At 75.2% G+C, this 24,776-nt stretch carries 23 protein-coding genes and 2 tRNA genes; 5 read left to right on the top strand and 20 right to left on the bottom strand.

Annotation, left to right across the window (positions count from 1 at the left end; all coding sequences use genetic code 11):
• The first annotated feature begins 25 nt into the window (after positions 1-25).
• Positions 26-328, top strand: a complete 303-nt coding sequence (locus tag ABT092_RS17325; RefSeq protein WP_351244614.1) for a hypothetical protein — start codon at positions 26-28, stop codon at positions 326-328.
• Positions 329-381: 53 nt separating this feature from the next.
• Here ABT092_RS17325 and ABT092_RS17320 read toward each other — a convergent pair whose 3' ends face one another.
• From ABT092_RS17320 to ABT092_RS17275, 10 genes are all read right to left on the bottom strand, one after another.
• Positions 382-1,197 carry a class I SAM-dependent methyltransferase gene (locus ABT092_RS17320; RefSeq protein WP_351244612.1) on the bottom strand — a complete coding sequence of 272 codons (816 nt, stop codon included), beginning with the start codon at positions 1,195-1,197 and terminating at the stop codon, positions 382-384.
• 57 nt (positions 1,198-1,254) lie between these two features.
• Complete coding sequence (locus ABT092_RS17315) at positions 1,255-1,524, bottom strand: hypothetical protein (RefSeq protein ID WP_351244610.1); 270 nt, start codon at positions 1,522-1,524, stop codon at positions 1,255-1,257.
• Positions 1,525-1,654: 130 nt separating this feature from the next.
• Positions 1,655-1,728, bottom strand: a tRNA-Lys gene (locus tag ABT092_RS17310).
• Between the two features lie 69 nt (positions 1,729-1,797).
• Positions 1,798-2,547 (bottom strand): IclR family transcriptional regulator domain-containing protein, encoded by a 750-nt coding sequence (locus ABT092_RS17305; protein ID WP_351244608.1) that lies wholly within the window; start codon positions 2,545-2,547, stop codon positions 1,798-1,800.
• A 226-nt stretch (positions 2,548-2,773) separates the two neighbouring features.
• Entirely contained in the window at positions 2,774-3,529 is a 756-nt protein-coding gene (gene ehuA / locus ABT092_RS17300; RefSeq protein ID WP_351244769.1) for an ectoine/hydroxyectoine ABC transporter ATP-binding protein EhuA, read from the bottom strand.
• A gap of 79 nt (positions 3,530-3,608) precedes the next feature.
• Positions 3,609-4,286 carry an ectoine/hydroxyectoine ABC transporter permease subunit EhuD gene (gene ehuD, locus ABT092_RS17295; RefSeq protein ID WP_351244606.1) on the bottom strand — a complete coding sequence of 226 codons (678 nt, stop codon included), beginning with the start codon at positions 4,284-4,286 and terminating at the stop codon, positions 3,609-3,611.
• The gene (gene ehuC / locus ABT092_RS17290) at positions 4,283-4,969 is read right to left on the bottom strand and encodes an ectoine/hydroxyectoine ABC transporter permease subunit EhuC (RefSeq protein ID WP_351244604.1); all 687 of its coding nucleotides are present in this window, start codon (positions 4,967-4,969) and stop codon (positions 4,283-4,285) included. The genes ehuD and ehuC overlap by 4 nt, the downstream gene beginning before the upstream one ends.
• A complete protein-coding gene (gene ehuB / locus ABT092_RS17285; protein ID WP_502968452.1) occupies positions 4,966-5,919 on the bottom strand; it encodes an ectoine/hydroxyectoine ABC transporter substrate-binding protein EhuB in 954 nt (317 codons plus the stop codon). Before ehuB ends, ehuC begins: the two co-directional genes overlap by 4 nt.
• Before the next feature lie 54 nt (positions 5,920-5,973).
• Positions 5,974-7,425: an amidase gene (locus ABT092_RS17280; protein WP_351244602.1), complete on the bottom strand. Its 1,452-nt coding sequence runs from the start codon at positions 7,423-7,425 to the stop codon at positions 5,974-5,976.
• Between the two features lie 87 nt (positions 7,426-7,512).
• Positions 7,513-8,721 (bottom strand): DUF418 domain-containing protein, encoded by a 1,209-nt coding sequence (locus tag ABT092_RS17275; protein ID WP_351244600.1) that lies wholly within the window; start codon positions 8,719-8,721, stop codon positions 7,513-7,515.
• A gap of 171 nt (positions 8,722-8,892) precedes the next feature.
• On the opposite strand from ABT092_RS17275, the gene ABT092_RS17270 reads away from it, so the two are divergent.
• The 3 genes from ABT092_RS17270 to ABT092_RS17260 all read left to right on the top strand — a co-directional run bounded on the left by ABT092_RS17270 (position 8,893) and on the right by ABT092_RS17260 (position 12,294).
• On the top strand, positions 8,893-9,660 hold the full coding sequence (locus tag ABT092_RS17270; protein WP_351244598.1) for an aspartate racemase/maleate isomerase family protein: 768 nt from the start codon (positions 8,893-8,895) through the stop codon (positions 9,658-9,660).
• 103 nt (positions 9,661-9,763) lie between these two features.
• Positions 9,764-10,981: a putative hexosyltransferase gene (locus ABT092_RS17265; protein WP_351244596.1), complete on the top strand. Its 1,218-nt coding sequence runs from the start codon at positions 9,764-9,766 to the stop codon at positions 10,979-10,981.
• A 176-nt stretch (positions 10,982-11,157) separates the two neighbouring features.
• A complete protein-coding gene (locus tag ABT092_RS17260; RefSeq protein ID WP_502968454.1) occupies positions 11,158-12,294 on the top strand; it encodes an LLM class flavin-dependent oxidoreductase in 1,137 nt (378 codons plus the stop codon).
• 243 nt (positions 12,295-12,537) lie between these two features.
• Here the strand turns inward: ABT092_RS17260 and ABT092_RS17255 are convergent, their stop codons facing one another.
• Both ABT092_RS17255 and ABT092_RS17250 read right to left on the bottom strand, forming a co-directional pair.
• Positions 12,538-12,966 carry a PLL family lectin gene (locus ABT092_RS17255; protein ID WP_351244594.1) on the bottom strand — a complete coding sequence of 143 codons (429 nt, stop codon included), beginning with the start codon at positions 12,964-12,966 and terminating at the stop codon, positions 12,538-12,540.
• A 203-nt stretch (positions 12,967-13,169) separates the two neighbouring features.
• Entirely contained in the window at positions 13,170-15,050 is a 1,881-nt protein-coding gene (locus ABT092_RS17250; protein WP_351244592.1) for a putative bifunctional diguanylate cyclase/phosphodiesterase, read from the bottom strand.
• 460 nt (positions 15,051-15,510) lie between these two features.
• Here ABT092_RS17250 and ABT092_RS17245 point away from each other — a divergent pair, with 460 nt between their 5' ends.
• Entirely contained in the window at positions 15,511-16,872 is a 1,362-nt protein-coding gene (locus tag ABT092_RS17245) for a M6 family metalloprotease domain-containing protein (protein ID WP_502968451.1), read from the top strand.
• A gap of 62 nt (positions 16,873-16,934) precedes the next feature.
• On the opposite strand, the gene ABT092_RS17240 is transcribed toward ABT092_RS17245, so the two are convergent.
• The 8 genes from ABT092_RS17240 to ABT092_RS17205 all read right to left on the bottom strand — a co-directional run.
• Positions 16,935-17,008 (bottom strand) — tRNA-Lys (locus ABT092_RS17240).
• Positions 16,999-17,730 carry a bifunctional DNA primase/polymerase gene (locus tag ABT092_RS17235; RefSeq protein WP_351244590.1) on the bottom strand — a complete coding sequence of 244 codons (732 nt, stop codon included), beginning with the start codon at positions 17,728-17,730 and terminating at the stop codon, positions 16,999-17,001. The genes ABT092_RS17240 and ABT092_RS17235 overlap by 10 nt, the downstream gene beginning before the upstream one ends.
• Positions 17,731-17,873: 143 nt before the next feature.
• A complete protein-coding gene (locus ABT092_RS17230; RefSeq protein ID WP_351244588.1) occupies positions 17,874-18,227 on the bottom strand; it encodes a DUF8844 domain-containing protein in 354 nt (117 codons plus the stop codon).
• Between the two features lie 123 nt (positions 18,228-18,350).
• Positions 18,351-19,727, bottom strand: a complete 1,377-nt coding sequence (locus tag ABT092_RS17225) for an AAA domain-containing protein (RefSeq protein WP_351244586.1) — start codon at positions 19,725-19,727, stop codon at positions 18,351-18,353.
• Complete coding sequence (locus ABT092_RS17220; RefSeq protein ID WP_351244584.1) at positions 19,724-21,349, bottom strand: hypothetical protein; 1,626 nt, start codon at positions 21,347-21,349, stop codon at positions 19,724-19,726. Before ABT092_RS17220 ends, ABT092_RS17225 begins: the two co-directional genes overlap by 4 nt.
• A 49-nt stretch (positions 21,350-21,398) precedes the next feature.
• Positions 21,399-22,586, bottom strand: coding sequence for a hypothetical protein (locus tag ABT092_RS17215; protein WP_351244582.1), 1,188 nt, complete (start codon positions 22,584-22,586; stop codon positions 21,399-21,401).
• Positions 22,486-23,478: a phosphatase PAP2 family protein gene (locus ABT092_RS17210; protein ID WP_351244580.1), complete on the bottom strand. Its 993-nt coding sequence runs from the start codon at positions 23,476-23,478 to the stop codon at positions 22,486-22,488. Before ABT092_RS17210 ends, ABT092_RS17215 begins: the two co-directional genes overlap by 101 nt.
• A 213-nt stretch (positions 23,479-23,691) precedes the next feature.
• Positions 23,692-24,776, bottom strand: a 1,085-nt coding sequence (locus ABT092_RS17205; protein WP_502968450.1) for an NsdA family TPR-like regulatory protein, incomplete at its 5' end; no start/stop codon positions are given.

The following is a 24,776-nucleotide window of genomic DNA, read 5'->3' as shown; positions in this document are numbered from 1 at the left end:
CCGGTCACTGAGAGGCGGACGAACCGTGAGCGTGTTCCAGACCGGCAAGGTGCAGCTGAGCTCCTCCAACCCCGTGGCGACCACCGGCGGGGACACCTCCACCTTCACCCAGGTCGTCTTCCCCAGCGCCTTCCCCGATGGGTCATCGGTGATCGTCATCCCGTTCGTCCAGACCTTCAACGGCCCGGACACCCCCGGCCTGCGGATCGCCGACGTCACCACCGTGGGCTTCAAGATCCGCATCAACGAGCTCCACGCCAACGGCAAGGTCACCTCGGACGGCACCCACACCACCGAGACGGTGGGCTGGATCGCCTCCACGGTCTGATCGGGCGGTAGAGCACGACGATGGGCCCCTCGCGAAGGCGAATTCGAGGGGCTCTACCGTCGACACACGAGGACGCCGCCCATGCAGGTGATCCGGAAGGAACCCCGCTCCCGGATGGCGGCGGTGACCAGTTCGGCGGCCCGCTCGACGGTCGAGGAGAACGGCACACCGCACTCCTCCGCCCAGGCTTCGTACGACGCCAGGTGGGCGACGACCGGGGCCGGGGCGGTCACCTCGATGACACCGGGCAGCTCCCGCACCCGTACGTCCTCGAAGACCGTGCCCAGGAGCCCCGGGGCCTGCTCCAGCGAGAAGCGGGCGCTGAGCGAGACGCGGGCGGGCCCTTCGCGGACGCCGAGCACATCGCCCGCGGCCCGCCGCCACAGCGCGTCGAGTTCGTGTTTGTCGCGTTCGCCGTTGGTCGAGGCCACCAGCACGCCCCCGGGCCGCAGCACCCGGGCCGCTTCGGCGATCGCGGCCCTGATGTCCGGTAGGTGGTAGAGCATGTGCATGGCCAGGACGGCATCGAAGGTGCCACCGGCGAACGGGAGCGCCGCCGCGTCCGCCACCAATACCGTTCCGGGCACGCCGGCCAGGATGCCCGCGGAGAGGTCGACACCGACCACTGGCCGCTCGGGGCGCTCCCGGCGCAGGCGCTCGACGAACCTCCCGTTGCCGCAACCGACGTCGATCACCGCACCGTCGACATCCGCCAGTTCTCGGACCACCATCCCCGGCAGGTCGTATCGAGGTCGCTGCCAACCGTAGAGCGACTGCCGGGCCGCCAGGTGCCGCTGATCACCGTATGCGGCCCGGGTCAGCAGCCCGGGGTCGGTGACGGCGGTGTCGGGCCGCGGGGCATCGGTCATCGGAGGGGCTCCGTCGGATCTTCGAGGGCCGGGTGGCGACATGCTTCCCGCACGCTCTCATGGAGGCCGCGAGCAACGGGCGATCCCGTGTAGGGGGGGCGCACCGAGACGCACCGCGAGGGCCCGCAACCGTCGTGCGATGCTCGCGGTGCGCTGCTGGGGCGCAGCGTCGAGGACCACGGTCAACTTCTCTGCGGCTCCGTCGACGTCACCGTTGACCAGATGGGCTCTGGCCAGGTCCAAGTGGGAGGCGAGCAGGTCCCCGACGGACCGGTCTTCCGCCGGTGCGGTCCGGTACTGGGCGATCGCCCGCAGGGAGGCGTCCACGGCATGTGGAAGGTGCCGGGCGCTGTCCAGGTCGAGTAGCGCGGTCCCCGCGTACGCCCACTGCTTGGCCTCCCAATAGCCTCAGGCGCCCCTCCCGAAGGAGGAGCGCCTGAGCCAGGAACACCTGAAGTGCGCCGCCAGGGACTCGAACCCCGGACCCGCTGATTAAGAGTCAGCTGCTCTAACCAACTGAGCTAGCGGCGCCTGCTGACGGGAAAATCATACCCCCTGCCTGGGGGTGCTCCCGACCCGCCCGTTCCGGGGCGGGCGGGCTCAGAGGGCGAGGGCCAGCAGGACGGAGGCGGCGGCGCGGTTGAGGGCGTCCGCGGCGGGGCGCAGGCGGTGGGTCTGTTCGACGGGCAGGGACAGGGCGAGGCAGCCGACCGCGGCGCCCGCCGTCAGGGGGACGGCCGCGCAGACGGTGCCGACCGCGTACTCCTGGAGGTCGAGCACGGGCACGGTCGGGGGCTGGCCGGAGAGCCGGGTGGCCAGGACCCGTTCGTTGGTGATCGTCCGGGAGGTGAGCCGGGCGGGGCGGTGGCGGGACAGGTGCTCGCGGCGGGCCTCGGCGTCGAGCTGGGACAGCAGGCACTTGCCGATGGCGCTGGCGTGCCCGGTGGCGCCGAAGGCGACCCACTCGTTGACGGCGGGGGTGTCGGGGGCGTCCGCGAGGTGGGGCACCCGGACCTCCCCGCCGAGGTACCGGCCCACGTACACGGCGGCGCCGAGGTCGGTGCGCAGTCGGTCGAGGACGTCCTGGAGGGATTCCCGACCGGCCCCGGAGCCGTCGCCGAGCCGGCCGAGGGCCTCGCCGCGCAGGTAGGCGCCGTCGGGGGCCTGGACGAGGTAGCCCTCGCGGCGGAGCATCCGCAGCAGTCCGGTGAGCGGCGGCCCGCTGGAGCGGGTGGCGCGGGACAGTTCGGCCTCGGTGACCCCGTCGGGGCGGGTGGAGAGCAGGTCGAGTATCCGCAGGGCGCGCTGCACCGAGTGGTACGGGGCGGTCGACTCGTGCTGAAGCGCCACTGCGTCCCCCTGGACGGGTCCCGGTCCATGCTGCTGGGCACCGTCCACGATAGCCGTCGGAGCCCTGCCCGAAGGGGGCTGTTGCGGAGATGGGCGACTGTGGTTGACGGGATGGTTGCGGCTCCGAACAGGGGTGATAGTGCCGAGGCATATGCCTTCGGCGTGCCCCGTATCGCCCGTCAGGGTGGTGCCCCCGACCGTGACGCCGGCATCGGCCGGGGGCACCTCACAGCACTGCGCTCAGGAACTCCCGGGTCCGCTCCAGCTCCGGCTCGCTGAAGATCTTCTCCGGGGGCCCCGACTCGATCACCCGTCCCTCGTCGAACATCAACACCTGGTCGGAGATGTCCCGGGCGAAGGACATCTCGTGGGTCACGCACATCAGGGTGATGTCGGTGGAGCGAGCCACGTCCCGCAGCACGTCCAGCACCCCCGCGACCAGCTCGGGGTCGAGCGCCGAGGTCACCTCGTCCAGCAGCAGCACTTCGGGGCGCATGGCCAGCGCGCGGGCGATCGCCACCCGCTGCTGCTGCCCGCCGGACAGCTGCGAGGGGTAGGCGTCGCAGCGGTCGGCGAGACCCACCATGTCCAGCAGCTCCCGGCCCCGCTGCTCGGCCTCGTCGCGGGAGAGCCCGAGGACGGTCACCGGGGCCTCGGTGACGTTGCGCAGCACCTTCATGTTGGGGAACAGGTTGAAGTGCTGGAACACCATGCCGATGTTCTTGCGGACCTCGCGGACGTGCTTCTCCCGGGCGGGGACGAGCCTGCCGCCCCGTTCCTCGTGGGTCAGGTAGCGCCCGCCGACCGCGATCCGGCCCTCGTCGGGCGTGAGCAGGGTCATCAGCAGCCGCAGGATCGTCGTCTTGCCGGAGCCGGAGGGGCCGATCAGGGTGACGTGCTCGCCCCGCCCGACCGTGAAGTCGAGGTGGTCCAGGACGGTGGTCCGCCCGAACCTCTTGGTCACGTCCTCGAAGCGGACCAGTTCCTCGGCCGCGGCGCCGGCCGGAGCGGACCCGGGCGCGGGGGAGGGATCGGGGGCGGGACCGGCCGGGGTGGTGGGTTCAGTGGACAAGGCGGCGCTCCAGGGATCGGATCAGCAGCGAGGACGGATAGGCGATGAGGACGAAGGCGATCCCGACGACGGTCAGCGCCTCGGTGTACTGGAAGGTGTCGGCGGCCTCCAGGCGGGCCCGCTGGAGCAGTTCCAGCACCCCGATCCCGGCGAGCAGCGGGGTGTCCTTCAACATGGCGATGACGTAGTTGCCGAGTGCCGGGACCACCCGCCGCACGGCTTGCGGCAGGATCACCGCCGTCCACGTCCTGCGCCGCGGCAGGCTCAGCGCCCGGGCCGCCTCCCACTGCCCGACCGGTACGGCGTCGATGCCCGCCCGGTACACCTGCGCGGTGTACGTCGAGTAGTGCAGGCCGATGGCCACGATGCCGGTGGTGAGCGCCGAGAACTGGACGCCCCACTCGGGGAGGACGAAGTAGAGGAAGAACAGCTGCACCAGCAGCGGGGTGTTGCGGACGAACTCGGTGAACGCGCCCACCGGCCAGCGCAGCCAGCGGCTCGGGGCGCGCAGGGCCAGCGCCCACACCAGCCCCAGGGCGAACGAGATCAGCGAGCCGAGCACCAACACCCGGAGGGTGACCAGGACCCCGTCCCAGAAGTGCGGCAGGAAGTCGACGACGGCGGACCAGTCCCAGGAGCCGCCCGCGGCGGCCAGGTAGCGGGTCATGCGGCACCCCCGCCCGCGCCGGCCGGGACCGGCGCCTTGCCGAGGCCCGCCCGGGTCCGGCGTTCCAGGGCCTTCATGCCCCGGGTGAGGACGAACGCGATCACGAAGTAGACCACCAGGGTGATCCCGTACACCTGGGCGCTGTCCTGGGTCGCCAGGCGCACCAGGTAGGCGGCGAACGACACGTCGCCGATGCCCAGCAGCGACACCAGCGCGGTGCCCTTCAGCAGCTCGATCAGCAGGTTGCACAGCGGCGGGATCATCTCCGGCACCGCCTGCGGCAGCAGGATCAGCCGCAGCCGCTGCCAGGGGGTGAAGCTGAGCGCCACGCCCGCCTCGCGCTGGGCCGGGGCGACCGCGTTCAGGGCGCCCCGGACGACCTCCGCGCCGTAGGCGCCGTAGGAGAGGCCGAGGGCGAGGACGGCCGCCCACATCGGCACCAGGGCCCAGCCGACGAGTTGCGGCAGCACGAAGAACAGCCAGAACATCAGCACCAGCGCCGAGGTGCCGCGGAACACCTCGGTGTAGAAGCCGGCCAGGAAGCGCACCGGCTTCGACCGGTGGGTGCGGGCGGTGCCGATCGCGAACGCGACGACGGTCGCCAGGGCGGCGCTGTACAGGGTGAGCTGGAGGGTGGTCCAGATGCCGGGCAGCATCCAGTTCTGCCAGAGTCCGGAGGTCATGCGCACAACTCCTCGGCGGTCAGGTCCGTCATCTCCGCCTCGGTGAAGCCGAAGGGGCGCAGGATGCGGAAGAGCTCGCCGTTGTCCTTCATCCGGTGGATCTCGCCGTTGAAGGCGTCCCGCAAGGTGGTGTCGGCGGGCCGGAAGGTGAAGCCGCCGCCGTCGACGCGTTCCTTCCCGTCCACCACCGGGGCGAAGGGTTCGGTGGCCTCGGCGCGCCGGCTGCGGCGGGCGACCTGCCGGGTGGTGAGGGCGGTGCCGCCGAACACGTCGATCCGGCCGGACTCCACCGCGTTGAGCCCCGCCACCTGGTCCTGGAGGACCACGACGTCCCGTTCCGGGTAGCCGGCGGCGACCGCGTACCCGTGCTGGGCGTAGCCGGTGCCGGTGCCGAAGCGGGCCTTCCGGCCGACGACGTCGGCGTAGTCGCGCAGGCCCAGCGGGTTGCCCCTGCGCACGATGAACGAGTCCAGCATCTGGTACTCGGGGTCGGAGAAGATGACCTGCTGGCAGCGCTCCTTGTTGATGTACATGCCGGCGGAGACCACGTCGAACTGCTGGGTCTTCAGGCCGGGGATCAGCGAGCTGAAGTCGGTGGCCACGGGCTGCACCTTCGGCACGCCCAACCGCTGGAAGATCACTTTGGCCAGTTCCACCGCTTCCCCGGTGAACTCGCCGTCCTCGTCGACGTAGCCGTAGGGCACCTCCCCGGCGATGCCGAGGCGGGCGGTGCCCTGGGAGCGCAGCCGGGCGAGGGTGTCACCGGTGGGCACCCGGGAGCAGCCCGCGGCGCCCAGCGCCCCCGCCGCGCCGAGCACGACGACCCCGCTGAGCAGGGTCCTCCGGCGCGGCCGGGGGCCGGCTATCGCCGACGGCCCGGGCCGTGCGCTGCCGGCCGCGGGGCCGGGCGGACGCCCGGCGGATGAGTGGTCTCTCAGTGGTGGGGCCATGGGCGCGCGGCTACCCCGGCCCCACCGACTCATGCCGATGGGTTCGCGCCCCGATCAGTCGGCGACGGGCTCCGGGCGCCAGCGGGAGGAGTCCGTCGCGGTGGCCGGCGGCTCGGGCGCGGGGACCCCGGCGATCCCGGCCGCGTACAGGGCGTGCGCGAGCCGTAGCACGGTGGCGTCGGCGAACCGGGCGCCCACGATCTGCAAGCCGATCGGCAGCCCCTCGGCGTCCAGCCCGACCGGGACGCTCGCCGCGGGCTGGGTGGTCATGTTGAACGGGTACGTGAACGGGGTCCAGCCGGTCCAGCGGCGCAGCCCGCTGCCGGGCGGGACCTCGACGCCGGCCGCGAACGCGGTCAGCGGCAGGGTGGGGGTGACCAGCAGGTCGTGGCGGCGGTGGAAGAGGCCCATCCGGCGGCCGAGGTCGGCCCGGGCGTCCCGCGCGGTCAGGTACTCCCGCGCCGAGACGCGTTCCCCGGCCGCGCGCACCGCCCGCAGCTCCGGCTCGACCAGGGCGAGCTGGGCGGGGCCCAGGGCCCGGGTCACATGGGCGACCCCGCTGAACCACAGGGTGTGGAAGGCGTCCACCCGGTCGGTGAGGTCCGGGTCGGTCTCCGTCACATGGGCGCCGAGCCCGGCCAGGGCCTCCACCGCGCGCCGCACCGCGGCGGCCACCTGCGGTTGGACGGCGACCTGCCCGCCGAGGGAGGGGGAGAACGCCACCCGGAGTCCGCGCACCCCCTCGGCCGGGTCGCGGAAGGTGCCCGAGGGGGGCGCGGCCCGGTCCCAGTCGCGGGGGTCGGCGCCGCCGAGCACGTCCAGCAGCAGGGCGCCGTCCGCGGCGTCCCGGGCCATCGGCCCCACGTGGGAGAGGGTGCCGAAGGCACTGGCCGGGTACACCGGAACCACCCCGTACGTGGGCTTCAGCCCGAACACCCCGCAGCAGGCGGCCGGGATGCGGACGCTGCCGCCGCCGTCGGTGCCCACCGACAGCGGGCCGGCTCCGGCCGCGAGGGCCGCGGCGCTGCCCCCGCTGGAGCCGCCGGCGGTGCGGCCCACGTCGTACGGGTTGCGGGTGATCCCGGTCAGCGGGGAGTCCGTCACGCCCTTCCAACCGAACTCGGGGGTGGTGGTGCGGCCGGTGAACACGGCGCCGTGCTCGCGCAGCCGGGCCACCGCGGGAGCGTCCTCGTCGGCGAGCCGGGCCGCCGGATCGACGGTGCGCGAACCCCGCAGGGTGGGCACCCCGTGCTGCGGCAGGAGGTCCTTGACGCTGACCGGGACCCCGTCCAGCAGGCCCGCCGGTCGGCCGCGCCGCCACCGTTCGGCGGAGGCCCGGGCGGCGTCGAGCGCCCGGTCCGCGTCCAGCCGCACGAACGCGTTCAGCGCGGGCTGCACCTCCTCGCAGCGGCGCAGCACCGCCTCCGTCACCTCGACCGGACTGAACTCCCCCCTCCGGTACCCGTCCAACATCCGTACCGCCGACAGCCGCGCGAGCTGACGCATGACACCCCTCCCGTGGGCACGCCCCCCTTGATTCCGGGTCAGGCATACCCAGGGCCGCCCGCCCCGACCCGTGCGGGGCGCGGGGCGTCAACGGCGCAGCGCCCACCGCTGCACCGACTCGAACGGCCCGGCGGTGAAGCGGCGCAGCCACAGCGTGGAGCCGACCATCAGCACCGCGCACACCACCGTCCACAGGGCCAGCGGCCACCAGGGCCACCACTCCCCGCCGAGCCGGTGCGCCAGGCCCAGGCCGATGCCGTACGCGGCGAGCATGCACAGCAGGTTCTGGAGGACGTAGCCGGACAGGGCGGTGCGTCCCACGTTGGTCAGGCCGCGCAGCAGCGGACCGGGGGCGCGGCCGGCGCGGGTGGCCCGGTCGACCAGCAGCCCGACCAGGCCCAGGTAGCCGAGCGCGGTGAGCGGCCCGACCACGTACCGGTCGAGCAGGAAGAACTCGGAGCCGGCCAGCGGCAGCGCCACCGACAGCGGCAGCCCGAGGCCCAGGCCCCAGCCCAGCAGCCGGTTGCGGATGCGGCGCCCGGTGTCGTCGGCGCCGAACGCGCCCGCCCGGAAGAGCCGCACGCCCAGCAGGAAGAGGAACACCAGCAGTGCGAAGGAGAGCACCGGCTCCATCCGCAGGAACAGCACGTTGTCCAGGCGGAAGCCGATCTGCTCCGGGTAGCCGCCGTGCGCGTACAGGTCGATCACCTCGCGCTCCGCCGAGCGGTCCACCTCCTCCGCCTCGGGGCCCATCGCCGCCAGCCCCGCCGTCAGCACCGCCATCAACGCCAGGTGCACCCCGGCCGCCGTCCACATGACCCGGTCCCGGGCCCGCTGCGAGCGGGTCAGCAGCCAGGCCACCAGCAGCGCGGTCACCGCGTACCCCATGAGCACGTCCCAGGCGAACACCAGCAGGAAGTGCACGGTGCCCTCGGCGAACAGGAACAGCGCCCGCCACCGGTACCGTCCCGGCCAGGGCTGGCCGCGGCGCGCGGCGGAGGCGTACTGGATGGCGAGGCCCACCCCGAACAGCACCGTCAACAGGGACAGGAACTTGCCGTTCGCCAACAGCCTCACCGTGCCCTCGACCGCGTCGGGGAAGGAGGCGAACGAGGTCTCCCCGGCGGTGGTGAACAGCGCGCCCTCCCCGCCGGGGGAGGCGAAGATCCACACGTTGGTCGCCAGGGTGCCCAGGATCGCCACCCCCCGCACCACGTCGAGGAGAGGGTTGCGGGGCTTCCGTTGCACCGGAGCGGGCGGGGCCTCGGTCCGGCGGGGCGGCAGCGTCTCGGTCATGCCCCCATCGTTCCGCCGTCGCCCGGCCGGTACGTCGTGATCGTTGATGAACCACCGCTACACCGAAGGATGTATCCGACCCGCCGGGGGGCCTCCTCCCGGCGGGCCGCGGACGCCCCGCCGGGGCATCCTGGGGGGAGGGCACCCCGGCCCGCCGCGAAGGAGGCGTACGTGACCTCGCTGGGATTCCTGTACCCGGAAGGCACCGCGGCGGACGACTACGTGCGCGTCGAGCAACTGCTGGGCGGCGGGATCAGACTGCACGCGGTCCGCGCCGCGCCCGCCTCCGTCGACGCCTCCGACCCCGCCGCCACGGCCCCGGACGGCCCCGGGCCCGCCCTGACCGCCGTCCCGGTGCCCCCGGACGGCGAACGCCTCGCCCCCGCCGTCGAGGAACTGCGGCTGGCCGGCGCCGAGGCCCTGGTCTGGGCCGGCCCCGGATTCGCCCTCGGCCGGGAAGGCGCCCTCGCCCAGGTGCGCGCCCTCGCCCGGGCCGCCGGGCTGCCCGCCTCCAGCACCTCCTTCGCCTTCGCCCACGCGGTGCGCGAGCTGGGCGTCGAACGCCTCGCGGTGGCCCCCGTGTACGGGCCCGAGCTGACCGAACGCTTCACCCGGTTCCTGACCGCCGAGTCCGGCGCCCGGGTGGTGTCCGCCCCCAGCGCCACCGGCAACCCCGCCCCCGCGGACGGGCTGACCGCGCTCACCGAACTGGCCCGCGCCGCCGACGTCCCCGAGGCGACCGCCGTGCTGCTGCCGGGCACCCCGCTGCGCACCGCCGCCCACCTCACCGCGTTGGAGCAGCACCTCGGCAAACCGGTGCTCACCGCCAACCAGGTCACCGTCTGGGAGGCGCTGCGTCTCACCGACCGCCGGGTCAACGCCCCCCGCCTCGGCGCCCTCTTCACCCGCGAACCCCTGGTCCAGATGCCCGCGGACTGACCCCCACCCCGTTGACCTGCACTGCTCCACCCGGCCCGGCCACCGGCCCGGCGCCGGGGTGCGCGAGGATGGCAGCCGCCGCCCCGCGCGAGGAGAGACCCAGATGGCCGCCCAGACCCGCCCCCGCACCCCGAGGGTCCTCCTGCCGTCCCCGCTGCGCCGCACCGCCCCCGCCACGCCCACCGGGGGCCCGGGGGTCCCGGCGGCGGAGCGGTACCGCACCGTGTGGACGGTCCTCACCGTGTACGCGGTGGCCGCCGCCGCCCACCTCACCGCCCTGTTCGTCCTCGCCTCCGCCCGCGGCCTCGGCGGGGCGCACCGACGGCTGCTCTCCTGGGACGGCCAGCTGTACGCGGAGATAGCGGGCAGCGGGTACCCCGAGGAGATCACCTACGCCGACGGCGAGCCGCTCGGCAACAACCTCGCCTTCTTCCCGCTCTACCCCCTGCTGGCCCGCGCACTGCACACCGTCACCGGGCTCGACGTCCCCACGGCCGCCCTGGTCGTGACCCACCTGGCGCTCATCGGCGCCCTGTTCGCCGTGCACGGGCTGGTCGACGCGCTGTACGGGCGGCGCACCGCCGATGTCGCCCTGGTCCTCGTCGCCGTCGCCCAGCCGATGGCGGTCTCCCTCGTCATGGCCTACAGCGAAGCCCTGTTCCTGGCCCTCGCGGCCGGCGCGCTGCTCGCCGCCCACCGCCACCGCTGGCTCACCGCCGGCACCCTCGGGCTGCTCGCCGGCCTCACCCGCCCGGCCGCCGCCGCCCTGGCCCTGGCCCTGGCCGTCGCCGTCCTCGCGGAACTGCGCCGCACCCGCCGGCTCGCCTGGCGCCCCCTGGCGGGACTGGCCCTGGCCTGCGCCGGCACCCCCGGCTACCTGCTGTGGGTGGCCCACCGCACCGGCCGGCTCGACGGCTACTTCGTCGTCCAGGAAGCCGGCTGGGGCACCCACTGGGACAACGGCGCCGCCACCGTCGACTTCCTCCTCGACACCGTCCTGCGCGGCGAGGGCTGGGTGCCGCTCAGCACCGCGGGCCTGCTCCTGGCCGCCTGCGCGCTCACCGCGCTCGCCTGGCGCCGCCCCACCTGGCCGCCACTGCTCGGCTACGGCACGGCGATGCTGGTGCTGACCCTGGGCCAGTCGAACTTCTACCACTCCAAGCTGCGGCTGCTGGTGCCGGCGCTGCTGCTCCTGATCCCGCTCGCGCACGCCCTGGCCCGACTGCCCCGACGCCGTCTCGTCCCCGCGCTGACGGCTGCCGGGCTCTTCGGCGCCTGGTACGGGGCGCACATGCTGGTGGTGTGGACGTACGCGGTCTGACCCCGGTCCGTCCCACGATCCCCGGAACGACCGGTGCTGCCGGGAACAACCGGAGCACCCCTCCTGTTCAGTAGGTCGTCAAGGCGAGGACGAAGGCTGCCCCGGCACGGGTCCGCGGCAGGGGAGGGCACACGGTGGCAGTGACGACGAGCACGGTGCACGGCGAGGGCAACGGGTTGACCGCGGCGTCCGAGGGCGCCCCCGGCGCACGACCGGCCACCGCCGGCGCCCGCGACGGCATCAGCGGCCTGGGCCAGGGCACCGCCCCCGTCCCCCTGTCCGTCCTCGACCTGGCCACGGTCGGGGCCGGACACACCGCCTCCGACGCCCTGCGCACCAGTGTCGAACTCGCCCGTCGCACCGAAGCCCGCGGCTACCACCGCTACTGGGTCGCCGAACACCACTCGATGCCCGGCGTGGCCTCCTCGTCCCCCGCGGTGATCCTCGCCCACCTCGCCGCGCACACCGAGCGCATCCGCCTCGGCTCCGGCGGCATCATGCTCCCCAACCACGCCCCCCTGGTGATCGCCGAACAGTTCGGCACCCTGGAGGCGCTCGCCCCCGGCCGCGTCGACCTGGGCCTCGGTCGCGCCCCCGGCACCGACGGCGCCACCGCCGCCGCCCTGCGCCGCACCGACCGCCCCGGCGAGGGCGCCGAGGACTTCCCCGAGCAGGTCGCCGAACTGGTCCGCTTCCTCGACGACGACTTCCCGCCCGGCCACCCCTACGCCCGCATCCACGCCGTGCCCGGCCCCGTCCAGGCCACCGCCCCCGGCGGGGTGCAGTCCCCGCACCGGCCGCCCGTGTGGCTGCTCGGCTCCTCCGGCTTCAGCGCCCGCCTGGCCGGCTCCCTGGGGCTGCCGTTCGCCTTCGCCCACCACTTCTCGGCCCGCAACACCGTTCCCGCCCTCGACCTGTACCGGCAGGCGTTCCGCCCCTCGGCGGCGCTGGCCGAGCCCTACGCCCTGATCGGCGTCTCCGCCCTGGCCGCCGAGGACCCCGCCGAGGCCCGCCGCCAGGTGATGACCGCCGCCCTCAGCATGCTCCGGCTCCGCTCCGGCCGCCCCGGGCTGGTGCCCAGCCCCGAGGAGGCGGCGCACCACCCGTACACCCCGATGGAGCGCGAGTTCGTCGACACCTGGAACGCCGACGTGGTCCACGGCACCCCCGACGAGGTCCGCGCCGGCCTCGACGCGCTCCAGAAGCGCACCGGCGCCGACGAGTTGATGCTCGTCGCCAACGCCCACAGCGGCCCGGCCCGGCTCCGCTCCTACGAACTGATCGCGGACGCCTACGGGTTCCCGCGGGGGTGAGGGGCGGCGGCGCCGTCCGGGGTCTCGTCCGCCAGAACGTCGAGCGGATCGGCGCGGGTCGGCCCCGGTCGCCGTTGACCTGGCGACCGGGGCCGAACGCTGTACGTCTCCGGGGCGGGTGCCCGCCGGTTCGCGGGTGACGGGGGCGTGCCCACGGGGGCACACGCGATGCCCGTGTGGCACGGTGATCGGGCGCGCTGATCACTCCTCGGCGACGGGCGGTGAGGGAGACCGGGTGATCCCCTACTGGCGGTGCCAGGTGCCCCACCCGTTGACGGCGTCATGTTGGCGGTACCAGACGTTGCCGTCGTTGCCCACGATGGTGAGACGCGGGTACCACGTCTGCTGGTTGTGGACAGTGATGGGGCTCCGGGCCATGCCGTGGGTCGGCTTCCAGTTGGACCAGTTGCCGCCGCGGCTGCTGGTGATCCGGCTGTACACCCACCAGTCCGTGCCGACGTGGAACTCCTCTATCCGGCCGTCAGGGAAGTAGACCTTGGAGATCCCGTAGGCGCAGATGTACCGCGCACCACCGTCGTACGAGCACCCGCTCGCGGCCGGAGCGGCGGGGGCGGCGTTGGCGGGCGAGACGGTGACGCCGGTCACGGCCAGTCCCGAGAGGGCGACGGCGCCCAGTGAGAGGGCGGAGCGACGTAACAACGATATGGCCATCAGGGTCCTCTTCCTGTGGGTGAAGACGCGTTCAAGGCGGTGCCTTGGAGAGGAGTCCATCACCGGGGGGAATCCCCGACCAGGCAAAACCGTCCGCAAGAATGGGCTCTGCACCACTTTTGCGGGAACGGGACTCAACGCCCGTGTCCAGGGGCGGGCGGGCCACCGGGCCGGGCCGCGGAGCGGCGCGCCGGCCCCCGCCCCTACCGAGGCGGCCCCACCCGGGTGCCCAGCAGCGCGGGGATGAGGTCGGGGGCCACCGGGCGGGAGTAGAGCCAGCCCTGGCCGGTGTCGCAGCCGATGCGTTGGAGGCGGGACGCCTGGCCCGCGGTCTCCACGCACTCCGCGGTGACGGTGAGGCCGAGGCGGTGGGCGAGGTGGACCAGGGCCTCGACGATGACCTCGTCGGCGGGGTTGGGGTGGGTGCCGTCCTCGTAGCGGAAGCCGCGGACGAAGGAGCCGTCCAGCTTGAGGGCGGAGACGGGGAGGCGGCTGAGGTAGGCGAGGTTGGAGTAGCCGGTGCCGAAGTCGTCGATGGCGATCCGCACGCCCATGTCGCTGAGGGCCTGGAGGGCCTGGAGCGGGCGGCCGGCCGAGCCCATCACCGCGGACTCGGTCAGTTCCAACTGGAGGAGTCCCGGGGCGAGTCCGGTTTCGGTGAGGGTCTCCCGCACGTCGGCCACCAGGTCGGAGTCCCACACCTGCCGGACCGCCACGTTCACGCTGACGAAGACGGGCGGGGCCTCGGGGTGGTCGAGTTGCCAGCGCCGGGCCTGGCGACACGCGGTGCGCAGCACCCAGCGGCCCAGCGGCACGATGGACCCGTCCTCCTCGGCCAGGGAGATGAACCGATTCGGCGCCAGGGTGCCGAACTGGGGGTGCTCCCAGCGCACCAGGGCCTCGACCCCGTGCAGCGTGCCGTCCCCGAGCCCCACCAGCGGCTGGTAGGCGAGGGTGAACTCCTCGCGCTCCACCGCCGGGCGCAGGGCGGAGACGAGGGCCTGACGGGTCATCCGGTGGGCGTTGCGCTCCGGGTCGAAGAGGGTCCAGCGGGCCTTGCCGTCGGCCTTGGCCCAGTACAGCGTGGTGTCGGCGGCCTGCATCAAACCGGTGGCGGTGGTGCCTTCGGCGCGGCGTTCCACCACACCGATGGAGGCCGAGACCGACAGGCGTTGGCCGGCGATGTCGAAGGGCTCCTGGAGGGCGTGCAGCACGGCCCGGGCGAGGTCGGCGAGTTGCTCGGTGCCGGTGGAGTCCTCCACCAGCAGGGCGAACTCGTCCCCGCCGAGGCGGGCGACGAGCGGGGTGTTGGCACGTGCGAGTCCCGCCCGGTCGGCGCAGCGGGTGAGCCGGTCGGCGACGGCGGCGAGCAGGTGGTCGCCGACCCGGTGCCCGAGGGTGTCGTTGACGGCCTTGAACCCGTCGAGGTCCAGGTAGCACAGGCCGATCCGGCCGGTGCCCTCGTCCTCGTACGCCCCGTTCTCCAGCGCTGAGGCGAGCCGTTCGAAGAACAGGGTGCGGTTGGGGAGCCGGGTCACCGGGTCGTGCATCCGCAGGTGGCGCAGTCGGGACTGGAGTTCGCGGCGGGCGCTGATGTCGGAGACCGACAGCAGGGCGACGGCCGGGCCGGCCGGGGCGGGCAGGGGGGCGAGGGTGACGCGGGCCCAGAGGGCGTGTCCGTCCGCGTGTTTGAGTCGCCGGTCGCACCTCAGCCGGGCCCGCCGGCCGCGCAGGACCTCCTGGTAGGAGCGTCGGGTGCGGGCGTCGGCGGCGAGGTCCACCAGCTCGGCGGCCGGCCGGCCGACGGGGCCCCGGGAGCCGTCCGGGGCGGTGGCGCGGGCGAAGAGGGCGTGGAAGGCGTCGTTCGCGGTGATGACCGTGCCGTCCGCGCCGATGGCGGCCATCGCCAGCGGGGCGGAGCCGAACGCGGCGCGGTAGGGCTCGCCCGAGCCGCCCGCCGGAACGCCGGGGGCGGGGCGCCGCGGAGGTTCGACGGGGGGCGGGGGGCGATCGGGGCGACTGTGCGTGACGGTCGGGGGGACAGGGCCTGTCGTGGGCGTGGGACCTTCGGACGTTCCGCTCACCGCTCACTCCCGCAGTGCGTCGTTGCCGTCGTGCGTGGTCGTGCTCCGGGTCATCTCCCAGCCGGTGAGGGGTCGAACGCGCGGACGGGGCCGCAGAGGCCGGAATCACGCGGAAAACAGGCTGATCATAGAGGCTGCTCCGGAGTGCGAGCCACTCGCGCTCCGGTGCGCTCCGGTGTGCGCCGGTTGCTGAATCGTTCCTTCGTAGGGAGCGTGCGGCCCGCGTCGAGCCCCCGCTCCAGGGTGACGCTCGGTGATCGCCCGGATGGCCGGTACGGGCCGCGACCGGTTCCGGCGGGCGGCCCCGGGGCGGCGGCACCCCGCGCGGCCGTCGATCCCGCGCCGCCGGCCCGCGTCTCACCCGCCCGGGCCCCTTCAGCAGGGCGATCCCGGGCGAACCGGAACAAGGTGGGGGCGGTGCGGTCCCGCTGCCGTCCCCCGTCGTCCCCCGGAGGTCGTCGTGCCCCGTCCGTTCCGTGCCGCCCGCGCCGCGGTGCCGGGCATCCGGCGCGAACGCTCCTGGGCCCGCTCCACCGCCGCGGCCACCTCGCTGGCCGCCCTCGCGGCCACCTCCCTGGTCGCGGGCCCGGCCGTGGCCGAGGCACGCGCCGGCTCGTGCGCCCTGGAGCGCACCGATGCCCACCACTCGGAGGGGCTGGACACCTGGCACTCCGGCTACCCGCGGCCCGAGCGTGCGCTGGACGCGCTCATGGTCTTCCTCGCCTTCCCGGACTCTGTTCCGCTGGTCTCGCCGCAGGAACTCGCCGCCGACCACTTCCCGGCCACCGACCGCTTCTACGAGCAGGCGTCCTACGGGGCGTTCACCCTGCGACCGCATCCGCGCGAGGACTGGATCAGCATGCCGAAGCCGTCCACCGCCTATGCGATAGAACGGGACTGGAAGGCCAAGCACCGCACCGCCTACCTGCGCGACGCGGTCGCGGCGGTCGACCCGCACGTGGACTTCGGCGCCTACGACATCGTGTACTTCGTCGCCGATCCGGACGCCCCCGGCGTGGACTCGGACGCCACCAAGGTCGTCAACTTCGACCGGCCGCTGCGCGCGGACGGCACGGCCCTGCGGCGGATCGTCACCGTCTTCGAGCGCCATCCGCCCGACCGCAACGTCCTCGCCCACGAGACCGGCCACGTCTTCGACCTGCCCGACCTCTACCACCGCCCCGAGGACGAGACGGGCGACTGGGACACCCACGTCGGCGACTGGGACGTCATGGGCAGCCAGTTCGGGATGGCCCCGGACCTGTTCGCCTGGCACAAGTGGAAGCTCGGCTGGCTCGCCGACGACCAGGTGGTGTGCGTGGAGGGCCGCGACGAGTCCCCGCTGACCCTGGAGCCCGTCTCCGTCCGCCCCCCGGAGCCCGGGTCCGCCGCGGGCCCGGCCGTGGCGGGCGCCGCGGTGCTGGTGGGGCCGGTGGCCCGGGCGGTGGCTCCGGACGCGACCGCCGGTCCGCCCGGGCCGGGGCGCGGCACCAAGCTCGCGGTGGTCCGCACCGGCCGCACCACCGCGGTGGCGGTGGAGGCCCGGGCCGCGGTTGGCAACGACCGGACCACCTGCACCGAGGGCGTCCTGGTGTACCGGGTGCGCAGCGTCGCGGCCTCGGGCGAGGGTCCGGTGCGGGTGGTGGACGGGCATCCGGAGACGGACGCCTGCTGGGAACGGTCCGTGTACCCGCCGCTGGCGGACGCCCCGCTCGGCGCGGGGGAGGGCCTCACGGTCACCGACGGGCGGGTGCCGGTGCGGGTGGAGGTGACGGAGCGCACCCCGACGGGGGAGTGGGTGGTGCGGATCTCGACCGGGTGACGGCGGCCCGTGGTGGGGCATGCAAGAGGCCCCCCGCTGCTGCGGAGGGCCTCTGTCGTCTGTGCGCCGCCAGGGACTCGAACCCCGGACCCGCTGATTAAGAGTCAGCTGCTCTAACCAACTGAGCTAGCGGCGCCTGCTGACGTCGTAGACCTTAGCACCCTGGTCGGGGGCGGGTGAAATCGATGTTCGTCGGGCTGCCCGGGCCGCCCGGACGCAGGCCCAGACCAGTACCTCGGGCCCCGGTAGCCAGGGGCGTCGGGCGGCCGGGGGCACCACCCACCGGGACCCGGCCGGCTCGGGGACGGCCGGGGTGCTCGCATCGGCGGCGCTGGGGCCGCGGACCGGGGTCGGGCCGGTGGCGAGCGGGGGGACGGTCACCGCGTCGCCGGTGCCGTGGCAGAGCAGCGGCGGCACCGCGCCGAGGCCCGCGCCCCACTCCTCCCAGCGCAGCAGGGTGGGCAGTCGGTGGGCGGTGCCGGGCGCCGCGAACAGCAGGGTGCGACCCCGGTGGGTGGCGACGGGCCCGGAGCCGGGGCCCTCGCCCCAGAGCCGGTCCAGCAGGGCCCGGCCGAACAGCGCCGTGGTGTTCACCACGTCGAAGACGGTGCCGCAGGGCAGGACCAGCGGGACGGCGGGCCGGTCGGCCCAGCGGTCGAGCAGCTCCTGCGGATACGTTCCTGCGGAGGCCAGCCAGGCGGCGCCGGCCGCGGCCGCCTCCCCGGTGTCCGGCAGGGGCGCCGAGCCCTCGCCCGAGGGGGCGGGGCCGGCGGGCGGCCGCACGCGGGAACCCGGGGCGGCGGGGTCGGCGGAGCAGGAGCGGTCCCCGGGGACGGCGGCGTGAGGGTGGGTGCTCATGGCAGGCATGTTTACCCGCCGTGAGGGGTCGATTTCCGTGAGTTGCTGGAAAGTGAGACGCCAAGGGGCCGTGTGGGGTACCTTGCGCACCCTGCATATGACGAAAGCCCTTGCCCGGCGGGTGGTCCACGCCCGCCGAGGGGTCAGCGCTCGTCGGGCGGGGCGGCGCGCAGCAGGTCGCGCCCGTACTCCACCATCTTCACCGCGTACTCCTCGCTCCACTCCGCGCGCTCGGCGATCGCCGCCGGGGTGAGCCGGTCGAAGCGCCGCGGGTCCGCGAGCCGGGCCGCGGCGATGGCCTGGAACTCGACGGCCCGGTCGGTGGCGGTCCGGAAGGCGTGGGTCAGCTCGGTCGCCCGGGTCAGCAGCTGCCGGGGGTCCTCGATGGACTCCAGGTCGAAGAAGTGCTCCGGGTCGCCGGTGGCGGCGGTGGGCTCGAACAGCAGCGGGGCGGGCCGCATCCGTCGCTCGGCGCGGACGGGTTCGGACTCCGACATCTGCTGCCTCCCGGCGTGTACCGACGTGTCCCGGGGCGGGGTGCTTCCGGGCCGCCTCCCATTGTCCCCCGCCCCGCAAGACCGCGACGGGGCAGGCCGGGCGGGGGAGAACGGTTCCCCGGGTCAGGCCGGCGGCGTCCAGGTCACCCGGTGGTGCGAGAGGTGGTCCCAGGTGGCCATCATGGCGTCCCACCCGTCCGGGAACTTCAGCGTGACGCCCAGCGCGACCGGCTCCGTGGACGGATGGTCGTCCAACAACTCGGTCACCCCGCCCCGGCAGACCACGATGCAGGCGTGCCGGTGCCGGGACGCCAGCACGCACAGCCGGCCCGTCTCCAGGTGGAACGCGGTCGCGTCGGGCCGCCCCGACAGCGGGTGCAGCACCACGGTGACGTCGTACTCACGGCCCTGCAAGCGGTTGGCGGTGTCCACGGTCACCCCGGCCACCCCCAGGTCGACGAGGGCCGCGCGCACCGCCGCCGCCTGGTCGCGGTGCGCGGTGCCCACCGCGATCCGGCCGGCGGTGAGCGGCACCGGGTCGGGCCCCCGCTCCGAGACCGTCGCCCCGCCCCGGTCCAGCAGCCGGCGCACCACCAGGGCCACCGCGCGCACCGCCTCCGGGTCGGTGCGCGGGGTGTGCCGGGGCGGCAGTTCCAGCAGGCCCCAGCCGGAGGCGGCGGCCTCGTCGATCACCCGGTCCGGGCCCGAACCGTCCGAGGCCGACGCGAAGGCCAGCGCCCGGTCCCCGGCCCGGGTCCCGCTGCGGAACGGGGTGTACGGGTAGAACGCCGACGACACCAGCGGCGCCGCCGAGGCGGGCAGCCGCCAGGAGACCGGGAGCCGGTGCTGCGGCAGCTCCGGATTGTGCGCCAGCAGGGTGGAGACCGCACTCGCCGACGGGTCGTAGGAGAGCCCCGCCCACTGCTCCGCCCCGACGATCGAGAACGGGTCGAGCTGCCCCGGGTCGCCCACGAACAGCGCCCGCTCGAAGAGGTTCGCCACCGCGAGCAAGCCGTCCGAACGCATCTGGTACGCCTCGTCGACGATCGCGTGCCCCCACGGCTCCACGCCCTTCACATGGGCCCACTTGGCGGCCGTGGAGATCACCACGTCGAAACCGGCGAGGTCGGCCGCCCGGGTGGCGGTCCGCACCTGCGGCAACGCGTCCAACGCCTTGTCGTAGGCGTCCGGGTCGCTGCTGTGCAGCCGCCCCACCGGCAGGTCCGGCGCCTTCTCGGCGAGCCGCAGCACCAGGTCGTCCACCTGGGCGTTGGTCTGCGCGACCACCATCAGCGGACGACCGGCGGCGGCGAGTTCCAGCGCGGCGCGCACCACCAGCGTCGACTTCCCGGCGCCGGGCGGGGAGTCCACCACCACGCCCCGGTGCGCGCCGCGCAGGGTGTCGGCCAGGATCGCCTCGGTGGCGCGGTGCGCGGCGGCGCCCGGGTCGTCCACCGCCTCCGGGGCGGCCGGATGGCGGATGCCGCTGGTCAGGCTCACAGGATGTCCTCTCCGGTCACCGGGTCGGGCCGTTCGGGGCCGGCCTCCCCGGGCGGGCCGCCGTGGGTCCAGGGGGTGTCCTCCGGCTCGGGCAGCTTGGGCCCGCCGCGCTGGTCGTGCTCGAAGAGCGTCCAGCAGGGCCGGTCGCCCTTCTCCGGGACGGAACCGGGCTCCGGCTCCCTGCCCCGGCCCATCCGGTCGACGATCCGCAGCACCAGGGTGACGGTGCCGTCCGCCGTCTCCGCCGCGGGCTCGCCGTCCTCCTCGACGTACCCCACGAACCGGGCCGTCTGCGGCTTGCCGGCCAGCGAACGGTACGCCTTGGTGCCCTCGGCGAGGTGCGGCCGGTCCGCGGTGCGCACCGTGACCAGCGGGCGGGGCGTCGGGCGCTTGCCCTCGCCGTAGGCCATCTCCACGTCGACCACCTCGCCCGCGAACGCCTCCCCGGCGAGCCGGCGGGCCGCCATCACCAGCGGGTCGTCCAGCGCCTCCTGGGCGTCCAGCCGGGCCTGCTCCCGCTCCCGGGCGGCCAGCTTGTTCGCGGCGGTCACCGCGTCGTCGCGGCGCGGCTGCGGGGGCTCGCCGGCCAGCACCCGGTCCCGGTGGCCGGTGAACGACCAGCGGTCCCGGGTCCAGCGCTCCTGCACCCGGGCGCCCGCCGGCAAGGTGCACAGCAGGTCCAGGCCCCGCCACACCGCGTCCCAGGTGGGCCGGGTGCGGCTGACCACCAGGGCCCGCAAGGCGTGCTCCGCCTCGGTGAGCGCGCCGAGCCGGGCGTCCGCCTCGGCGCCGTCCTCGGCCGCCGCCAGCGCGGTGCGGGCCCGGTCGTAGCGTTCGATCGCGGGGGCCAGCAGCTTGTTGTCGAACGCGGGGTCGGTCGCCGGACCGGCCGGCGGGTGCAGCAACTGGCCCTCCGCGTCCCGGGCCAGCTCGGCGCGGAGCGCCGCCGCCGCGCCGGAGGTGCCCTCGGGCGCCTCCAGCCACGCCAGCAACGCCCCCAGGTGCTGGTCCTCCACCGCGGACTGGCCGGTCGCCCAGTGCCGGGCGAGCAGGTCCGTCATGGCCAACAGCAGCGAGGAGCCCGGCACCCGCGCCCGCTCCCCGAAGTGCGTCAGCCAGCGCCCCAGCAGCGGCACCCGCGGCGGCGCCGGGTACGGGGCGTCCGGGTCCTGCTCCAGGGTGCGGCGGAACCGCATCGACCGGCCGAGCAGCCGCACGAAGTCCACGCCGCCGCGGCCGGGCACGATGATCTGCGGGGCGTCCGCGCACAACTCGACCTCGACCTTGACCCGCTTGCCGGTCTCCGGGTCGGTCTCGGCGCGCTCGGCGACCTCCACCGAGCCGGCGAAGTCCTCGACGTACGGCAGCACCGCGTCGGCGAGGGCGGCCAGGAACGCGGAACGCAGCTCCCGGTCCCGGGGCTGCGGCACGAACAGCACCCGCGGCGCGGTGCGCTCCGTCCCCACCAGCGCGGCGAGCGGCGCCCCCGCCTCACCGGCGGTGGTCAACGGGACGAGCACCAGCGGCCGGTGCGACAGATGACGGTGGCGGACCGTGGTCAGCGGCTGGGCGCGCCCGCTGCGGACCGCCTCCAGGCGGGCGAGCTGGCCGATCAGCGACATCCGGGACCCCCTCGGGCCGCACCCGGACCGGGGACCGGACGCGGGGCGCTCAGCACGCGGCGGCCCCCGCCCCGGCCAGGGCCTCGGTGCGCAGCGCCGCCGCCCGCCGCAGCGCGGCGACGGTCGGATCGGCCGGGTCCCCGCGCCGGCCCTCGGCGGCGGCGAGCACCTCCGCGACGGTCCTCAGCCCGCCCAACTCGCCGCGGAGCGAGCGGCCCAGCGCGGTCACTGCGTCCGCCGCCCGGGCCCGGGAGCGGCAGTGGAAGGCCAGCTCGCACGCGGAGAGGCACTCGGGCGCGTAGGCCGCGGGCACCGCCGCCACGGCCGCGTCGAGCGCCCCGCCCGGCTGCTCCACGTCGAAGGTGGCCCCGGCGGGCAGGTGCCGGGCGAGGTCCTCGACCCGGGTGAGCCGGGCCAGCTGGCGCCGGGTCACCGAGCGCTGCTTGCGCACGTCGACGGCGGCCGCCGTCGGCAGGTTGGAGAAGTCCTTCGGACACACCAGCAGGACGTGGTGGCCCACCTCGGGCGCCGGCGCGAGCTGCTCGGCGACCTCTTCCAGGGCCAGCACGTAGACGGCGGCCTGTCGGGCCGCGGCCCCCACCTTCGCCGGCTCCGCCGCCCCGTCGACCATGGGGAAGGACTTGATCTCGACGACGGACCAGCGCCCGTCGGGGTGGACGACGACCGCGTCGGGCTCCAGGAACGCGGGGGTGCCCGCCACGTCCAGCACCAGCATCGGATGGTCGAGCAGCGTCCAGGACCCGCGGGCCCGGGCCGCCTCGCGCAGCGCCAGGGCGGTGCGCGCCACCCGGGCCCCGGGCCCGCCGTCCGGGGCGAGCACCGGCACCCGCACCGCCTCGGCGACGGGAGCGGGGGCGGTCGGGTCCAGTTCCGCGTGCGCGAGGCGCAGCAGGGCTCCCCCGCCGTCGCCCTTCACCCGGGCCTCGAAGGCGTGTCCCCGCACGATGGCGAACTGCGACTGGCCGGCCACCGCGGGCGCCCCGAGCCGGGCGGCGACCTTCGCCTTGTCGACGCCCGCCCCGTCCAGCAGGGCCCGCCGGCCGCACCCCGGGTTCACCGCGAGGGCGGCCAGGGAGCGGGCGTCCATGGCCCGGGCCGGTGCCGGGCCGCGCAGCTCAGCGAGCCGGTGCCGGAGCGCCGTCCCGGCTGTCGGAGGGGCGGGAACCCGGTCCGGCCGGCTCGGCGGACTGCTGGCGCTGTCGGGGAAATCGCTCACCCGCCGCAGTCTGGCACTCGCCACCGACAATCGGGGAACTTCCGGCCGAACGACCGCCCGCGGACGCCATCGCCACGGAGGGCGCCAGCGCGGCGGTCCGGGTCGTGAAACGGGCCGTCGTCCGGTCGACGAGCCGCAGCGCGGGCCGGGTGAGCAGCAGTCCGAGGCCCATCACCGCGGCGCCGGCGACCGCGTCGAGGAAGTAGTGGTTGGCGGTGCCCATCACCACGACCGTCGTCACCAGCGGGTACGCCACCGCGGCGGTCCGCATCAGCGGGCCCCGCCCGTACTTCCACAGGATCACCCCGCACCACAGCGCCCACCCCACGTGCAGGGACGGCATCGCGGCGTACTGGTTGGTCATGCCGCCCATGCCGCGCGGGGCGCTGGCCTCCGCGCCCCACCAGCCGTAGGAGCTGTACTGCGCCATGGTGTCGACGAAGCCGTGGCCCACGGAGAGCAGCCGCGGCGGGCAGGTGGGCACCAGGGTGAAGGCGATCAGGCCGAGGAAGGTGGAGATCAGCAGCCAGCTGCGGGCCGCCCGGTACTCCACCCGGCGGGAGCGGAACAGCCACACCAGGAGCACCGGCGTCACCGCGTAGTGCAGCGACGCGTACCAGAAGTCGGCCGGCACCCCGATCCAGGCGTGCTCCGTGAAGAGCCGGTTCAGCGGGTGCTCGGCGTTGAGGGAGAGCGCCTTCTCGGCCCGGAGTATCGCCAGTCCGTGGTCGACGGCGGTGGTCACGTCACCGCGGGCGAGCAGCCGACCCGCCGTGTAGGCGAGGTAGACGAGCAGGACGAGCACCAGCTCGGTCCACCAGCGGCGCGGGGGCGCGGCCCCGGGTGCCGGTCCGGTCGCCGTCCGGATGTCGGACGGTCCGCGCTTCGGCATCCAAGGTCTCCTCACTCCTGCGTGCTGCCTTGACGGCCCGTCCACCCTACGGTGTGCGGGCGCGGGACGCGGGTTGACGCCCCCGGACGGCGAGGACGCCCGAACCGTTCGACCGGTTGCCCGCCGGACGGCCTCCCGCCGTCCCGCCCGCCGTCCGGCGGAGCCCGCACGGCGTTCTCCCGGGCGGCGGAACGCGGGCCGACCGGGGGTGGTTCAGGCGGGCCGGGGCAGCGCGGCGTACCGGTCCAGGAACGCGCCCACCCCCGCCGAACGGCGGTGGGGCAGCAGGACCCGGGCGGTGGCCGCCACCATCGACTGGACGCGCGAGGACTGCACCTCGTCCAGCAGGCCGAGCACCCGCTCCCCGGCCGCCGCCGCCTCGTCGGGGCGGCCCGCCCGGGCCAGGTCGTCGGCCAGTTCCGCGGTGTACAGCGCGGTGTTGCGCACGAAGTGGGGGTCCTGGAGGCGGACCGCGCGCTCCGCGTGGCCGGCCGCCCGCGACCACTCGCCCAGCGCCGACCAGCACTGCGCCTCCAGCCCGGCGAACTCGGCGGCGCCGTAGAAGGACATCCACTCGGGCGACGCCCCGTGCTCGGCGTCCCCGTGCGTCCGGCCGCGCTCGAACAGCACCCGGGCCCGGGCCAGCGCCCGGGAGCAGCGGGCCCGGTCGCCGAGGCCGGCCCAGCCGCCCGCCTCCCGCAGCGCCAGCAGGGACAGCAGCAGCGCCGAGCCGAGGCCCCGGGCGGCCCGCTGCCCGGCCTGGGCGGTCCGCACCGCCTCCCTGGGGTGGCCGGCGTCCCGGGCCAGGAAGGACGTGTTGCAGAAGGCGTGCGCCTCCACGCCCGCGTCCCCGCACATCCGGGCGGTCGCCAGCGCCTCGGCGTAGTGCGAGCGGGCGTCCGCGAAGCGGCCGGAGTCGTGGGCGAGCCAGCCCACCGAGATGGCGAGTTCGCCGGCGCCCGCGTGCAGCCGGTCGGCGGTCGACTGGCGGGCGGTGGCCGCGTCGAGGAGTTCGAACGCGGTCCGCAGCGGGGCGGCGGCCCGCCGGTACAGGCCGTCCGCGCCGTGCCGGTCGTCCAGCACCCGGATGCGCCGCACGGCCTCCTCCACGGCCGCGGCCTCGGCGGCCCCGGCCCGCCCGCCGGGCTTCGGTCCGTCGGGGGCGTCCAGCGGACCGAGGCCCACCGGTGGGGGCGGGGCCGCCGCGGCCGTGCACACGTGTCGCCGCGCCCGGTGCGCCTCGGGGCGGGGGCCCGGCGCGCGGGCGTCGGGCGCGGGGGAGGGGCCGGGTACGCGGG

The organism is Streptomyces sp. NPDC002490, from assembly GCF_040296045.1.
GTDB lineage: Bacteria > Actinomycetota > Actinomycetes > Streptomycetales > Streptomycetaceae > Streptomyces.
This window is presented reverse-complemented; position numbering and strand designations above follow the sequence as displayed.